Consider the following 14,309-nt stretch of genomic DNA (forward strand, 5'->3'; position numbering starts at 1 on the left):
ACACATTAATTAAGAATGTTTATGGAGGTACTAAATAATGGTAACTGCTGGTGATTTCAGAAACGGCGTGACTTTTGAAGAGGACGGCAACGTAATGCAGATCGTTGAGTTTCAGCACGTTAAACCTGGTAAGGGTGCAGCGTTCGTCAGAGCAAAGGTTAGAAATGTAATTTCAGGTTCTGTTGTTGAAAAGACATACAATCCAACAGCTAAATTCCCAACAGCATATGTTGAGAGAAAGGATATGGAGTATTCTTACAATGACGGCGATCTTTATTATTTCATGGATCCAGAGAGCTATGAGCTTGTTCCAGTAAACAAGGCTGAGCTTTCAGATAACTTTAAGTTCGTAAAGGAAAACATGGTATGTAAGATCCTTTCTTACAAGGGTACAGTATTCGGCGTAGAGCCTCCATACTTTGTTGATCTTGAAGTAACAGAGACAGAGCCTGGTATCAAGGGCGATACAGCTACAAATGCTACAAAGCCTGCAACAGTTGAAACTGGTGCTGAGATCAGAGTTCCTCTGTTCATCAACACAGGCGACAGAATAAGAATCGATACTCGTACATGTGAGTACATGGAAAGAGCATAAGTTTTAGCCTTTACGGTTTTTAGAAACGGAGGGAATATTATGGAGCTGTCAAAGAAGGTTGCATATTTAAAGGGACTTATGGAAGGTCTTAAGATTGACGATTCCACAAACGAAGGAAAGATATTGACAATTATGGCTGATATTCTTGATGAGATGTCTGCTACAGTTGAAGATATTGCCGAAGAAGTTGACGAAACAGTTGAGCTTGTAGATACTCTTGACGAGGATCTCGGCGAGATAGAAGAGCTTATTTACGGTGATGATGATGACGATGACGACGATTGTTGTTGCGACGATGATTGTTGTTGTGATGATGACGATGATGATGATAACGCTATGTATGAGTGTGTATGCCCTAACTGCGGTGACACAATAATGCTCGGCGAGAACATTATCGCTGACGGTTCTATTGACTGTCCAAACTGTGGAGAGAGCCTTGAGTTTGATTTCTCAGAAATTGAGGACGAGGACAACGAGGATTGATCTCATAAAAAGTGTTCAGCAAAATTTAATAATGTGTTTCAGGGGTGGTGAAATTCCACACCGGAGGTGATCGAATAGTATTCGTAAGTCCTCGACCGCAGAAATGCGCTGATTCGGTGAAAATCCGAAACCGACGGTAAAGTCCGGATGGAAGAAACGACAGATCAATAACGCATAAATTGCACCCTGATTTTATTTTCAGGGTGCTTTTGCTTTTGCTGCTGTTTCTCCCGATAATTTTATTATTTGGAGGAATTAAAATGACAAGTGATAACACTATGCCAAGAAATAAAACTTTTACAACAAGAAAAATGGTAACGGTGGCAATGCTCAGCGCCATAGCTACTGTGATATATTACCTTGATTTCCCTGTGCCACTTATGCCAGGATTTATCAAGCTTGACCTTTCAAACGTTATATCCCTGCTGGCAGGTTTCTCAATGGGACCTATTGCAGGCGTGATCGTTTGCCTTATCAAGAACGTTATCCAGTTGATTATAAAGGGACTAGGCACAACAATGGGTATCGGCAACATCTTCGACTTTGTAACAAGCGCAGCTTTTGTGCTGACGGCTTCTGTTATATACCACAAGAAAAAAACCAGAAAGAATGCTATCATAAGCTGTATCATTGGCACTTTGGTTTTCACAGTAATAAGCTTGCCGTTGAATTATTTTATCGTTTATCCTATATACTTTAAAGCATTCGGCGGAGAAGCTGCTATACTCGGTATGTACCAGCAGATAATGGGTAGTGTAAAGAATATTTTCTCTGCACTGTGTATTTTCAATCTGCCTTTTACTTTTGTGAAGGGTATTATTTGTGCATTGGTCACAATTCTTATTTATAAGCCTTTGTCGCCTATTCTTAAAGGCAAAGACTAAAACAAAATTAATGCTGAACACAAAAAAAGCCTTGGCAGGCACATTCCTGTCAAGGCTTTGATATTTATTATTTAACTGCTTCAAGAAGATCATTGATCTTGTCTGTCTTTTCCCAAGCTACATTAAGATCCTCACGACCCATATGACCATAAGCTGCAAGCTGCTTGTACTGTGGCTTTCTAAGGTCAAGGCTCTTGATTATTGCAGCAGGGCGAAGGTCAAATACCTTTTCTACAGCTGCCTCTATCTTTTCATCAGAAACCTTTCCTGTGCCGTATGTGTCGACCATGATTGAAACAGGGTGAGCAACACCGATAGCGTACGCAAGCTCAACCTCGCACTTCTTGGCAAGACCTGCTGCAACGATATTCTTTGCAACGTATCTTGCAGCATATGTTGCGCTTCTGTCAACCTTTGTAGGATCTTTTCCAGAGAAAGCACCACCACCGTGACGAGCATATCCACCGTATGTGTCAACGATTATCTTTCTTCCTGTCAGACCACTGTCGCCCTGAGGGCCGCCGACTACAAATCTTCCTGTTGGGTTTACAAAATAAGTAGTGTTCTCATCAAGAAGTTCAGCAGGGATAACTGTCTTTATAACGTTCTCGATAATATCTTCTCTTATCTGCTCCAGTGTTACAGCGTCATCATGCTGTGAAGAAACTACAACAGCGTCAACTCTTGTTGGCTTGCCATCATCATATTCAACTGTTACCTGAGTTTTTCCGTCCGGTCTGAGATATGGCAAAGTGCCGTTCTTTCTAACTTCTGTAAGTTTAAGAGCAAGCTTGTGAGCAAGTGATATAGGCATTGGCATAAGTTCAGGTGTTTCGTCGCAAGCAAAACCGAACATGATACCCTGATCGCCTGCACCTGTATCGAATGCGTTTTCAGCTCTGCCTTCGAGAGCGTTGTCAACACCCATTGCAATATCAGGCGACTGCTTGTCTATAGTTGTGAGAACTGAACAGGTGTGTCCGTCAAAACCATACTTGGCTCTGTCATAGCCTATACCGACAACTGTATCTCTAACGATCTGTGGTATGTCGATTATAGCCTTTGTTGTTATCTCGCCCATGCACATTACTACACCTGTTGTAGTGACCGTTTCGCAGGCAACTCTTGACATAGGATCCTGCTCCAGCAGAGCGTCAAGTATAGCGTCAGAGATCTGATCGCATATTTTGTCAGGATGTCCCTCAGTAACCGACTCAGATGTAAATAAATACTTTGACATAAAAATACCTCTTTTCTGAATATTTGTTAATCTAAAAACAGCCACAAAAAAAGCGCTTCATTCCGAAACGCTTGAAATTACTCAATTTCCTCATCTTTCGGAAATAACCGCAGGATTTAGCACCTTAACTAACGCTAGGTTGCTGGGCTTCACAGGACCTGTTTCCTCCACCACTCTTGATAAGGCTATTTAATTTTAACAAAGTATATTATACACCATATATCGACTATTGTCAACTGTTTTACACATAATTATAGATTATTTTAATGTTTCGTAATAAATCAGCAAATGCTAATAAAAGCATTGACTTACTAGGACAAGTTCGTTATAATATAAAAAGAGGTGAGTTTTTTTGAAAAATGACAATTCAAATATAAGAACATTGTTTCTGACCTTTCTTAAGATAGGCGTTTTTACCTTTGGCGGAGGATATGCAATGATAGCCTTGCTTGAAACAGAATTTTGTGTGCGCAAAAATTGGCTTGATAAAAAAGAATTTCTCGATATGACAGCTATATCAGAGTCCACCCCCGGACCAACTGCTGTAAACAGTGCTACATATATCGGCTACAAAATAGACGGTGTGCGGGGTGCTATTGCGGCAACTGTCGGTGTGTGCATACCGTCGTTTTTTATAATCTACATAATATCACTTTTCTTTGACAAATTTCTGTCTTTAAAAGTAGTCTACGCTGGATTCCGTGGCATTCAGGTGGGTGTAATATATCTTATACTTACTGCAGGACTAAGAATGTTGAAAGCACTTGATAACACATTGCTTGACAAAATTATAATGCTTGGAGTTTTCATAATGATGATACTTTTCACACTTTTTTCTGTGAAGTTTTCATCAGTATTTTATATTATCATAAGTGGTGCTGTGGGCATTGCCGTGTATCTGATTAAAACCCTCAGAAAGAGAAGTACAATAAAATGATATATCTCAAACTTTTTCTCATTTTTCTTGAAATAGGCGCAGTGTCATTCGGCGGAGGATATGGAATGATATCCATTATCCGTGAAAAAGTTCTTACCTTTGGCTGGCTCAGTGAGGACGAATTTGTGAACTTTATTGCCGTATCTGAGTCCACCCCTGGACCACTTGCCGTGAACATGGCGACCTTTGTAGGCTCATCGCAGGCAGGCTTCATAGGCGGATTGATAGCCACTCTTGGCGTTGTGTTGCCTTCGTTCGTGATAATATTCATCATAGCTTCGATCATGAAGGATTTGCTTAAATACTCAGGGGTAAAAGCAATGCTTTCAGGCATTCGTCCTTGCGTTGTTGCAATGATACTCGCCACTGGCATTACAATGGCTTTATCTTCACTGCTAAATATCACCACCATAAATTCAAAGCCTGCTTTTGACTATAAAGCGTTGATAATATTCCTGCTCATAGCCTTGGCAGATGTGCTTCTTTTGAAACTGAAGAAATTCAAGCTTTCACCGATCACAATTATCGTAAGCTCCGCCTTTCTCGGCATAATATTCTATTAAAAAAAGCTGTAACACCGCAAAGTGCTACAGCTTTTAATATTTGTGATATGAAAATTAACCCAGAAGCTTTTTAAGTCTCTCGTCAACAGCCTTAAGGAAGTCCACTGTATTTACTTTCTTCTTATTTTCAAGTGTAGAAAGCAGATAAAGATCACCTGTCATAACACCGTCTTCAATAGTTTCGATAGTTGCCTTTTCAAGACAATCAGCAAAGTTCATAAGTTCAGGCAGGTCATCAAGCTCGCCTCTTTTTCTCAGAGCGCCTGTCCATGCGAACAGTGTGGCAACTGAGTTTGTAGAAGTTTCTTCGCCCTTGAGGTGCTTGTAATAGTGTCTCTGAACAGTGCCGTGAGCAGCTTCGTACTCATAAATGCCGTCAGGTGAAACAAGAACAGAAGTCATCATAGCCAGTGAGCCATATGCTGTAGCTACCATGTCAGACATTACGTCACCGTCATAGTTCTTGCAGGCCCAGATATAACCGCCGTTTGAGCGAATAACTCTCGCAACAGCGTCGTCGATAAGAGTGTAGAAATACTCAATACCAGCCGCTTCAAACTTAGCCTTGTACTCGTTGTCGTATATCTCCTGGAAGATATCCTTGAATGTGTGGTCATACTTCTTTGAAATAGTATCCTTTGTAGCAAACCAAACATCCTGCTTCTTATCAAGTGCAAAATTAAAGCAAGCTCTTGCAAATGAAGCGATAGAAGTTGACTTGTTGTGCTGACCCTGAATGATTCCGTCGCACTCAAAGTTGTAAATTGTTTCTCTAGTTTCCTTGCCGTCCTTGTCAGTGCAAACAAGCTCTGCCTTTGAGCCAGCAGGGCATTTCATTTCAACGTTCTTATAAACGTCGCCGTATGCGTGACGAGCGATAGTGATAGGCTTTGTCCATGTAGGAATGTATGGAGTGATACCCTTAACAAGGATAGGAGTTCTGAAAACTGTTCCGTCAAGGATAGCTCTGATAGTGCCGTTAGGGGATTTCCACATTTCCTTGAGGTTGTATTCAGGCATTCTCGCAGCGTTAGGTGTGATAGTTGCGCACTTAACAGCAACGCCGTATTTCTTTGTAGCGTTTGCAGAGTCAACAGTTACCTGATCGTCGGTCTCATTTCTATGAACAAGACCAAGGTCATAGTATTCTGTTTTAAGGTCAATATATGGAGTAAGAAGAATATCCTTTATATCCTGCCAGATAATTCTGGTCATTTCGTCGCCGTCCATTTCAACGAGCGGTGTTTTCATCTGAATTTTTGCCATTGGTAAGACCTCCTATAAAGTAATAATGGAATATCCGTTGTTTTTAGCTATCGCAGATATCTTTTTGTAAACGTCAAGACTTGCAATGATAAGCTCATAGCTGTCGCTGTCAATATCTATCATACATATGCAAGCACCTTTGAGAGTGCTGTCCTTTGTGCCGAAAAGTTTCGAGAAAATCCCATAGGGACCTACATATCAGACTTTATTATTTTGAGAGCTGTTCTCTTGTGTAGTCAAGCAGACCGCCCGCGAGAATGATATCCTTTGTTCTGCCTGTAAGCTCGCAGAGAACTGGTATCTCAACACCTGTTGTCTTATTCACAACAGTAAGCTTAGACATATCAGCCTCAACATCTGCACGAACGTCAGCAAGAACGATCTCATCGCCCTGATTTATCTTGTCATAGTCAGCTTCATTTACAAATGTGAGCGGAAGGATACCTGCGTTGATAAGATTAGCTCTGTGTATTCTTGCAAAGCTCTTAACAAGAACAGCCTTTATGCCAAGATAGAGAGGAGCAAGTGCTGCGTGTTCTCTTGATGAGCCCTGACCGTAGTTTGAGCCGCCAACGATTATTGACTTGCCCATGTTCTTTGCACGTCTTGGGAAGTCCTCATCACATACTGTAAAGCAGTGCTGTGAAATAGCAGGGATATTTGAACGCAGTGGAAGTATCTTCGCACCTGCCGGCATGATGTGGTCGGTTGTGATATTGTCGCCCACCTTAAGTGATACCTGACAATCAATGCTGTCATCAAGCGGTGAAGTCTGTGGGAAAGGCTTGATATTTGGTCCTCTAAGAACCTCAACGCTGTCCATATCAGCCTCGTCAGCTGGCGGAACAACCATATTGTCGTTTATCTTGAAATGTTCAGGAAGCTTGAACTCAGGCATATCTCCAAGTGTTCTTGGGTCAGTGAGGTAGCCTGTGAGAGCTGAAACAGCAGCCATTTCAGGTGATACCAGATAGATCTGACCGTCCTTTGTACCTGAACGTCCCTCGAAGTTTCTGTTGAATGTTCTAAGTGAAACACCCTTTGAGTTAGGTGACTGACCCATACCGATACATGGGCCGCAAGCGGATTCAAGTATTCTTGCGCCTGCTGCTATCATATCAGCAAGTGCGCCGTTCTCAGCGATCATGTTAAGTACCTGCTTTGAGCCTGGAGCGATTGCAAGTGAAACGCTAGGGTCAACTGTCTTGCCCTTAAGAATGTGAGCAACTTTCATCATGTCAACATAAGAAGAGTTTGTGCATGAGCCGATACAAACCTGATCTATCTTAAGCTTTCCGATCTCATTTACGCTCTTAACGTTGTCAGGAGAATGAGGACAGGCAGCCAGTGGTACGAGCTGTGAAAGATCGATATCTATCTGTTCGTCATAAACAGCGTCATCATCAGCCTTTAGCTCGCTCCATACGTCAGCTCTGTCCTGAGCCTTCAGAAATGCAAGTGTTGTTTCGTCAGAAGGGAAGATAGATGTAGTTGCACCAAGCTCAGCACCCATATTTGTGATAGTTGCTCTCTCAGGGACTGTAAGTGTTTTTACGCCCTCGCCGCAGTATTCTATAACTTTGCCTACGCCGCCCTTTACAGACATTCTTCTGAGAACTTCAAGGATAACGTCCTTAGCTGATACCCATGGAGAAAGCTTGCCTGTGAGATTTACCTTTACTATCTTAGGATATGTGATGTAATAAGCACCACCACCCATTGCAACTGCAACATCAAGTCCACCTGCACCTATAGCGATCATTCCGATACCACCGCCTGTTGGAGTGTGGCTGTCAGAACCTATAAGGGTCTTACCTGGTATACCGAAACGCTCAAGATGTACCTGATGACAGATACCGTTTCCGGGACGTGAAAAATAAATGCCGTGCTTCTTGCAGACAGAACCGATAAATCTGTGGTCATCGGCATTCTCAAAGCCTGACTGAAGCGTGTTGTGGTCGATATAAGCTACAGACTTTTCCGTTCTGACACGAGGAACGCCCATTGCCTCATATTCAAGATAAGCCATTGTACCTGTTGCGTCCTGAGTAAGCGTCTGGTCGATACGGATACCGATCTCCTGACCCTTAACAAATTCGCCGTCAACAAGATGTGCTTTAAGTATTTTTTCTGTTAAAGTAAGTCCCATTGTAACAACAATCCTTTCAAAAATAACTGATATTAATATTTTATAACAAATTGCGATTTTTGTCAAGGTAAATATAAACATTTGCTTGATTTTATAGCGTTTTAGTGCATGTTTTTGCATGGTATACGTCAATTTACTGTATAAATTTTCATTTCTTACGATATCCTTACTTGACACGGCAAAGCGTATATTATATAATAGTTGTGTTATCAGAGAAAACAAGGCGGTGAAAAGCATGAAAGCAAAAACTGTTTTGATATTATTATCAGCAGTGATACTATGTCTTACAGGCTGTACAGAGTCACAAAAGCCCACAACAGTTGTGGATAATTCCTCTGCCGTGACTACATCATCAAGTGCTGACAGCGAAAGCGTCAATGATAAATACTATGACAGCACGCCTATATCTCAGGCTTATCTCTCAGGCAATACAGCAAATCTTGATGATAAACAGCTTGAAATATACAACAAAGCCGTTTCAGCCATTGAAAAACTTATCACACCTGACATGAGCGATTATGAAAAAGAGCTTGCCATACATGACTTTATAGTGCAGTGTGCAAGCTATGACGAAGCACATCTCAATGCGCTTGGTATTGGCCTGCCAAACTCTGATAATCCATATGGCTGTCTTATAAACGGAAAAGCAATATGTTCAGGCTATTCCACAACATTTCAGCTTTTTATGGATATGCTGGAAATACCCTGCAAGACCATATACGCCACAGATTTTGAGGGCGACGATCATTCATGGAACATAGTTCAGATAGGCGGTAGTTGGTATTATGTTGACGTCTGCTGGGACGACCCTATCCCTGACTTTACGGATAGACCAGTAAGGCACAAGTATTTTAACGTCTCAGAAGAATACATGAAAACAAAACACGTCTGGGACGATACAGAGCTTCCTGATACAGATAGTACAAAGTTCAGCTATATTACGCAGACAATTACGCATATAAACTCAGTAAATGAGATAGAGAGCCTTATGGAAAAGGCTTTGGATAATATGCAGGACAGCGTGGCGGTAACGTCAGATATGAGCGATTTTCAATTCAGTGAAACTGACCAGATAGACACGAACTTCAATGAGGAAAATATCAAAGGGCTTAGCAAAGTTTTTGACAGCTTCTGCGAAAAGCATACAGATCATCAAGTATATTGTCAACGTGTCCAAAACGGAAATGATATAGTTTTGGTGATATACATGAGAAAATTCAGATAGGAGAGAGCAATGAAATTCAGACCTTGCATAGATATCCATAATGGTAATGTAAAACAGATAGTGGGCGGAAGCCTTTCTGACAAAAACAATTATGCTGTGGATAACTTCGTTTCAGAATATGACGGCGCTTATTATGGCAAACTTTATAAGTCATACGGACTGACGGGGGGACATATTATTATATTAAACCCTGTCGGCAGCGAATTTTACAACGCAGACCTCGAACAAGCCTACAGTGCATTATCCGCATTTGAGGGCGGATTGCAGATAGGCGGCGGAATAAATGACGAAAACGCCGCACAATTTCTTGACAAGGGCGCAAGCCATGTTATCGTAACGAGCTTTGTTTTCAAAAACGGTGTTGTTAATTTCGATAATCTGAACAAACTGGTGAAGTCCGTTGGCAAAAGCAGACTTGTGCTAGATCTTTCCTGCCGCAAAAGGGACGGGAAGTATTACGTTGTGACAGACCGCTGGCAGAAATTCACCGATATTGAAATGAACAGCCAGACCCTAGAAATGTTCTCAGAATACTGCGATGAATTTCTTATCCATGCTGTTGACACAGAGGGCAAAGCGAAGGGAATTGAGCCGCAGATAGCAAAGATAATGGGAGAATACTGCACCATTCCATCGACCTATGCAGGCGGCATTTCCTCATTTGATGACCTCGATACGCTAAAAGAACTCGGCAGGGGAAAGATAGATTTCACCATAGGCTCAGCACTGGATATATTCGGTGGCAATATTAGCTTTGAAAAAGTCGCTGCCTACGGCAAATAGTCCTGCCTTATGCAATAAACACAATATTCAAGGCAGTTTTGCGTATATTTTGGCACAAAAAGATTTGCAATTTTAGCGGAAATATGTTATAATATTATGATACTAATTCAGAAAGGACGATTTTTTATGTCTAAGATCCGAGTTGCCGTTATTTTCGGCGGAAAATCAAACGAGCACGACGTATCTGTTGTTTCTGCAACTCACGTTATAAAGAGTATACCAAAGGACAAATATGATGTTATTTGTATCGGAATAACAAAAAAAGGTCACTGGATGAAATATATAGGAGATGTTGACGATATTGCGTCAAACAAATGGGAACAGCACCCTGATAATGTTCCATGCGTTCTCAGCCCTGACCCTCTTCACAAGGGCTTTATCGCTCTTGGCGAAAACGGCGAATATCAGAATGTAAAAGTTGACGTTATTTTCCCAGTCCTTCACGGAAAGAACGGTGAAGACGGCACTATTCAGGGGCTTTTTCAGCTTGCTGAGATACCATTTGTAGGCTGTGACTGCATATCCTCTGCAAACTGCATGGATAAGGGACTTACACACACTGTTCTTGACGCAAACGGCATAAAGACAGCAAAGTGGGTAGGCATTATAACCTCAGAGCTTTCACATCTTGACAAAAAGTGTGACGAAATGGAAAGCAAGCTTGGCTATCCTATGTTCGTCAAGCCTGCAAACTGTGGTTCTTCGGTGGGCGTTTCAAAAGCTAAAAACAGAGACGAGCTTAAATCTGCTATCAAGCTTGCATTTGCTCATGACAGCAAGGTCATTGTAGAAGAAACTATAGTAGGCATGGAGTGCGAGTGTGCGGTAATGGGCAATGACGAGCCTTTTGCTTCAACTGTCGGTGAAGTATGCTCCGCAAATGACGAGTTTTACGATTTTGACGCAAAATATAATGACGCCACTTCCAAAACGCTTATCCCTGCAAGAATGAGCGAGGAGAGCATTGAAGAAATAAGAAAGACGGCTGTCAAGGCATACAGAGCAATGGGCTGCAGCGGACTTTCAAGAGTAGACTTCTTCCTTATGAAAGACGGCACTGTTATTCTTAACGAGATAAATACTCTCCCAGGTCACACGCCTATAAGTATGTATCCACAGCTTATGCAGTACGAGGGAATGACCCCTGCACAGCAGGAAGATAAGCTTATCAAGCTGGCACTTGATAAGGCGGAGGTTGATTATGAATAACGCCGCCATTGGAGTTTTCGACTCAGGAGTTGGCGGGCTTACCTGTGTGAAAGAGCTTATAAAGCTTCTGCCAAATGAAAATATCGTTTATCTTGGCGACACGGCAAGAGTGCCATACGGCTCAAAAAGCAGAGAGACTATAATGAGCTATGCCAGACAGGATATAGAGTTTCTTAAACAGCATAACGTTAAAATGATACTCGTTGCTTGCGGTACAGTTTCTTCTGTATTGCCTGCAATGGATATAAAGTCAGATATCTCCATAAGCGGAGTTGTTGAGCCTGCTGTAAAGGCTGCCTGCTCTGCTACAAAGAATAACAGGATAGGCGTTATAGCCACAAGTGCGACCATAAAGAGCGGCATTTACGGCAAAGCTATAAGAAGCATTAACCCTAACATCAAGGTGGTCGGCAAAGCTTGTCCTATGTTCGTACCACTGGTAGAGAATGGCTATACTGCCCCCGATTGCGTGCCTGCAAGATATATCGCACAGGAGTATCTTGAAATAATGAAAAAAGAAGACGTTGATACGCTTATTCTCGGCTGTACTCACTATCCACACCTCACTGAACTAATTTCAGATATAATGGGCGAGGGTGTAACACTTGTTTCATCAGGTGCAGAGCTTGCGAAATATGCACTCAACTCCCTTTCATACAGCGATGATACGGCTGAAAGAGAAGAGCGTGAGAGCCTTGAGCTTTACTGTACCGACAGCGTTGAGCTGTTTTCTGAGAATGTTGAACGTTTTCTCGGAAACAATATCAATGCACAAATATCAAAATGCAGCCTAAAGCTGTAAACTGGAGGATTTTATTTGACCAGCAAGGAAGTATCAATAAAACTTGTTAGCCGTCAAAGCGACGGTAATACAAAAGAAGAAACAGAGCTTATCTCAGCAGGACTTTATGAAGCAACCGAAAAAGGATATCGCATATCGTATGAGGAGTCTGAGGCAACAGGATTTGAAGGAAGCGTTACAACGCTAGAAACCGAAGGCTGCCGCAAGGTGACTATGAACAGAACCGGAACGGTTGAAGCAAATCTTGTTGTTGATATAGGCGAAAAGCAGCATTGCGTTTATGGCACTCCATACGGTGATTTTATGATAGGCATAACCGCTAAAACCATAAGATCAGATCTTGACGAAAACGGTGGAATGCTTTTCTTTCACTATGTTTTAGATGTCAATTCAAGCTATATCGGTGATTTTGAGATAGCTATAGAAGTAAAAGCGGCAAATGTTGTCGCATAATTATATTTGGAAGGACGGAAAAATAATATGACTAATCTCATAAGCGACGCATTTATTCAGGCTAAGGAGCTTGTAATGAAGGCTATGGGCGAGCTTGTTGCAGACGGAACTTTTCCAGCAGAGCCTGTTCCTGCATTTAATACGGAGATACCTGCCGACTCAAAAAACGGTGACGTTTCCACTAATGCCGCAATGGTATGTGCAAGACCTTTCAGAAACAATCCAAGAAAAATAGCAGAAGCTATCGTATCAAAGATAGACCTTAACGGCTCATACTTTGCAAGATGTGAAGTGGCAGGTCCTGGGTTCATTAACTTTTTCTATTCTACTGAATGGTATGCAACTGTAGTTGCCACTGTTTTGGAGCAGAAAGAGAAATACGGTGAAACTGACCTTGGCGCTGGGAAGAGCGTTCTTGTGGAATTTGTTTCTGCAAATCCAACAGGTCCTATGCACATAGGTAATGCAAGAGGCGGAGCTATAGGCGATTGTCTTGCGTCTGTTCTTGAAAAGGCAGGCTATGAGGTAGCAAGAGAGTTCTATATCAATGACGCAGGCAATCAGATAGAGAAGTTCAAGACTTCACTCGAAGTTAGATATCTTCAGATATACAAGCCTGAAACTGAACTTCCGGAGGACGCTTATAAGGGTCAGGACATAATCGACCATGCAAACGCATTCAATGAGATATACGGCGACAAGTATGTGAACGCTGACAGCGAGGAACGCCGTCAGGCACTTTGCGATTTTGCCTTGCCAAAGAACATTCAGAAGCTTCACGACGACCTTGGCAAATATAGAATACAGTATGACAAGTGGTTCAACGAAAGCACACTTCATAAGGACGGCTCAGTTCAGAGAGTTATCGAACAGCTCAAAGCAAGCGGTCATACCTATGAAAAAGACGGTGCCCTTTGGTTTAAAACAACAGAGTTCGGTGACGAAAAGGATAGAGTTCTCGTTCGTGAAAACGGTGTGCCAACATATCTTGTGCCTGATATCGCATATCACTACAACAAGCTTGCAGTAAGAAAATTCGATAAAGCTGTAGATATTTTCGGTGCGGACCACCACGGATATATAGCTCGTATTAAAGCTTCTATGACAGCACTTGGCGTTGACGCTGACAGACTTGACATTGTTATCATGCAAATGGTAAACCTTGTCCGTAACGGTGAAAAGTATAAGCTTTCCAAGCGTTCAGGCAAAGCTATCACTCTGTCAACTCTTCTTGACGAGATTCCAATAGACGCAGCAAGATTTTTCTTCAATCTCCGTGAGCCTAACTCTCACTTCGATTTTGACCTTGACCTTGCTGTATCTCAGACAAGCCAGAATCCAGTTTACTATGTACAGTATGCACACGCAAGAATTTGTTCTGTCCTTAAAAAGATGAACGAAGAGGGCATTGAAGTTAAGAGCCTCGACAAGGCGGCTCTCAGCGTCCTCACAGCCCCTGAGGAGCAGGAGATGATAAAACACCTTGCTACTCTGCCAAACGTTATAAACGAGGCTGCAAAGGCTTATGACCCAGCTAAGGTAACAAAGTATGTTATAGACCTTGCTACAATGTATCACAAGTTCTATAACAACTGCCGTATCATGGGAGAAAACGAGAGCGTTATGCAGGCAAGACTTTCACTTTCACTTGCAGTTAAGCAGGTAATAAAGAATATTCTTGATATGCTCAAGATAACTTGCCCAGAGTCTATGTAATAAA

The 14,309-nt window shown here is 42.0% G+C and carries 14 protein-coding genes and 2 riboswitches; of the genes, 11 read left to right on the forward strand and 3 right to left on the reverse strand.

Annotated features, from left to right (window positions below; all coding sequences use genetic code 11):
• Positions 1 to 37: 37 nt before the first annotated feature.
• The 3 genes from efp (at position 38) to AB5627_RS09250 (ending at position 1,962) form a co-directional block, all read left to right on the forward strand.
• The gene (gene efp / locus AB5627_RS09240) at positions 38 to 595 is read left to right on the forward strand and encodes an elongation factor P (RefSeq protein ID WP_022286889.1); all 558 of its coding nucleotides are present in this window, start codon (positions 38 to 40) and stop codon (positions 593 to 595) included.
• Between the two features lie 39 nt (positions 596 to 634).
• Positions 635 to 1,078, forward strand: coding sequence for a CD1247 N-terminal domain-containing protein (locus tag AB5627_RS09245; protein WP_022286890.1), 444 nt, complete (start codon positions 635 to 637; stop codon positions 1,076 to 1,078).
• Between the two features lie 30 nt (positions 1,079 to 1,108).
• A riboswitch (FMN riboswitch) is annotated at positions 1,109 to 1,241 on the forward strand.
• Positions 1,242 to 1,338: 97 nt separating this feature from the next.
• The gene (locus AB5627_RS09250; RefSeq protein ID WP_022286891.1) at positions 1,339 to 1,962 is read left to right on the forward strand and encodes an ECF transporter S component; all 624 of its coding nucleotides are present in this window, start codon (positions 1,339 to 1,341) and stop codon (positions 1,960 to 1,962) included.
• 67 nt (positions 1,963 to 2,029) lie between these two features.
• Here the strand turns inward: AB5627_RS09250 and metK are convergent, their stop codons facing one another.
• Positions 2,030 to 3,202, reverse strand: a complete 1,173-nt coding sequence (gene metK, locus AB5627_RS09255) for a methionine adenosyltransferase (protein WP_022286892.1) — start codon at positions 3,200 to 3,202, stop codon at positions 2,030 to 2,032.
• Between the two features lie 87 nt (positions 3,203 to 3,289).
• Positions 3,290 to 3,388: riboswitch (SAM riboswitch) on the reverse strand.
• Between the two features lie 166 nt (positions 3,389 to 3,554).
• Between metK and AB5627_RS09260 the strand changes: the two genes are divergently transcribed.
• Positions 3,555 to 4,139, forward strand: coding sequence for a chromate transporter (locus AB5627_RS09260; RefSeq protein WP_022286893.1), 585 nt, complete (start codon positions 3,555 to 3,557; stop codon positions 4,137 to 4,139).
• Positions 4,136 to 4,702: a chromate transporter gene (locus AB5627_RS09265; RefSeq protein ID WP_022286894.1), complete on the forward strand. Its 567-nt coding sequence runs from the start codon at positions 4,136 to 4,138 to the stop codon at positions 4,700 to 4,702. Before AB5627_RS09260 ends, AB5627_RS09265 begins: the two co-directional genes overlap by 4 nt.
• 54 nt (positions 4,703 to 4,756) lie before the next feature.
• Here AB5627_RS09265 and AB5627_RS09270 read toward each other — a convergent pair whose 3' ends face one another.
• Positions 4,757 to 5,968 (reverse strand): NADP-dependent isocitrate dehydrogenase, encoded by a 1,212-nt coding sequence (locus AB5627_RS09270; protein WP_022286895.1) that lies wholly within the window; start codon positions 5,966 to 5,968, stop codon positions 4,757 to 4,759.
• Positions 5,969 to 6,176: 208 nt separating this feature from the next.
• On the reverse strand, positions 6,177 to 8,117 hold the full coding sequence (locus AB5627_RS09275) for an aconitate hydratase (protein WP_022286896.1): 1,941 nt from the start codon (positions 8,115 to 8,117) through the stop codon (positions 6,177 to 6,179).
• Positions 8,118 to 8,352: 235 nt separating this feature from the next.
• On the opposite strand from AB5627_RS09275, the gene AB5627_RS09280 reads away from it, so the two are divergent.
• The 6 genes from AB5627_RS09280 (at position 8,353) to argS (ending at position 14,305) form a co-directional block, all read left to right on the forward strand.
• Positions 8,353 to 9,342, forward strand: coding sequence for a transglutaminase domain-containing protein (locus AB5627_RS09280; protein WP_022286897.1), 990 nt, complete (start codon positions 8,353 to 8,355; stop codon positions 9,340 to 9,342).
• A gap of 9 nt (positions 9,343 to 9,351) precedes the next feature.
• A complete protein-coding gene (gene hisA / locus AB5627_RS09285; protein ID WP_022286898.1) occupies positions 9,352 to 10,125 on the forward strand; it encodes a phosphoribosylformimino-5-aminoimidazole carboxamide ribotide isomerase in 774 nt (257 codons plus the stop codon).
• Between the two features lie 126 nt (positions 10,126 to 10,251).
• The gene (locus AB5627_RS09290; protein WP_368369810.1) at positions 10,252 to 11,334 is read left to right on the forward strand and encodes a D-alanine--D-alanine ligase family protein; all 1,083 of its coding nucleotides are present in this window, start codon (positions 10,252 to 10,254) and stop codon (positions 11,332 to 11,334) included.
• A complete protein-coding gene (gene murI, locus AB5627_RS09295) occupies positions 11,327 to 12,136 on the forward strand; it encodes a glutamate racemase (RefSeq protein WP_022286900.1) in 810 nt (269 codons plus the stop codon). Before AB5627_RS09290 ends, murI begins: the two co-directional genes overlap by 8 nt.
• A gap of 15 nt (positions 12,137 to 12,151) precedes the next feature.
• On the forward strand, positions 12,152 to 12,589 hold the full coding sequence (locus AB5627_RS09300; protein ID WP_022286901.1) for a DUF1934 domain-containing protein: 438 nt from the start codon (positions 12,152 to 12,154) through the stop codon (positions 12,587 to 12,589).
• Positions 12,590 to 12,616: 27 nt separating this feature from the next.
• On the forward strand, positions 12,617 to 14,305 hold the full coding sequence (gene argS, locus AB5627_RS09305; protein WP_265290614.1) for an arginine--tRNA ligase: 1,689 nt from the start codon (positions 12,617 to 12,619) through the stop codon (positions 14,303 to 14,305).
• Positions 14,306 to 14,309 lie beyond the last annotated feature (4 nt).

Origin of the sequence: Ruminococcus sp. RTP21198st1_G1_RTP21198_201120 (genome assembly GCF_040924265.1) — a bacterium.
In the GTDB taxonomy this organism is placed as follows: Bacteria; Bacillota; Clostridia; order Oscillospirales; family Ruminococcaceae; genus Hominimerdicola; species Hominimerdicola aceti.

What these genes read in the sequence shown, in the direction of transcription:
- AB5627_RS09280 (WP_022286897.1), top strand. Translation starts at nt 8,353, where the DNA reads ATGAAAGCAAAAACTGTTTTGATATTATTATCAGCAGTGATACTATGT.
- AB5627_RS09250 (WP_022286891.1), top strand. Translation starts at nt 1,339, where the DNA reads ATGACAAGTGATAACACTATGCCAAGAAATAAAACTTTTACAACAAGA.
- hisA (WP_022286898.1), top strand. Translation starts at nt 9,352, where the DNA reads ATGAAATTCAGACCTTGCATAGATATCCATAATGGTAATGTAAAACAG.
- AB5627_RS09270 (WP_022286895.1), bottom strand. Translation starts at nt 5,968, where the DNA reads ATGGCAAAAATTCAGATGAAAACACCGCTCGTTGAAATGGACGGCGAC.
- efp (WP_022286889.1), top strand. Translation starts at nt 38, where the DNA reads ATGGTAACTGCTGGTGATTTCAGAAACGGCGTGACTTTTGAAGAGGAC.
- AB5627_RS09265 (WP_022286894.1), top strand. Translation starts at nt 4,136, where the DNA reads ATGATATATCTCAAACTTTTTCTCATTTTTCTTGAAATAGGCGCAGTG.
- AB5627_RS09275 (WP_022286896.1), bottom strand. Translation starts at nt 8,117, where the DNA reads ATGGGACTTACTTTAACAGAAAAAATACTTAAAGCACATCTTGTTGAC.
- metK (WP_022286892.1), bottom strand. Translation starts at nt 3,202, where the DNA reads ATGTCAAAGTATTTATTTACATCTGAGTCGGTTACTGAGGGACATCCT.
- argS (WP_265290614.1), top strand. Translation starts at nt 12,617, where the DNA reads ATGACTAATCTCATAAGCGACGCATTTATTCAGGCTAAGGAGCTTGTA.
- AB5627_RS09290 (WP_368369810.1), top strand. Translation starts at nt 10,252, where the DNA reads ATGTCTAAGATCCGAGTTGCCGTTATTTTCGGCGGAAAATCAAACGAG.
- AB5627_RS09245 (WP_022286890.1), top strand. Translation starts at nt 635, where the DNA reads ATGGAGCTGTCAAAGAAGGTTGCATATTTAAAGGGACTTATGGAAGGT.
- murI (WP_022286900.1), top strand. Translation starts at nt 11,327, where the DNA reads ATGAATAACGCCGCCATTGGAGTTTTCGACTCAGGAGTTGGCGGGCTT.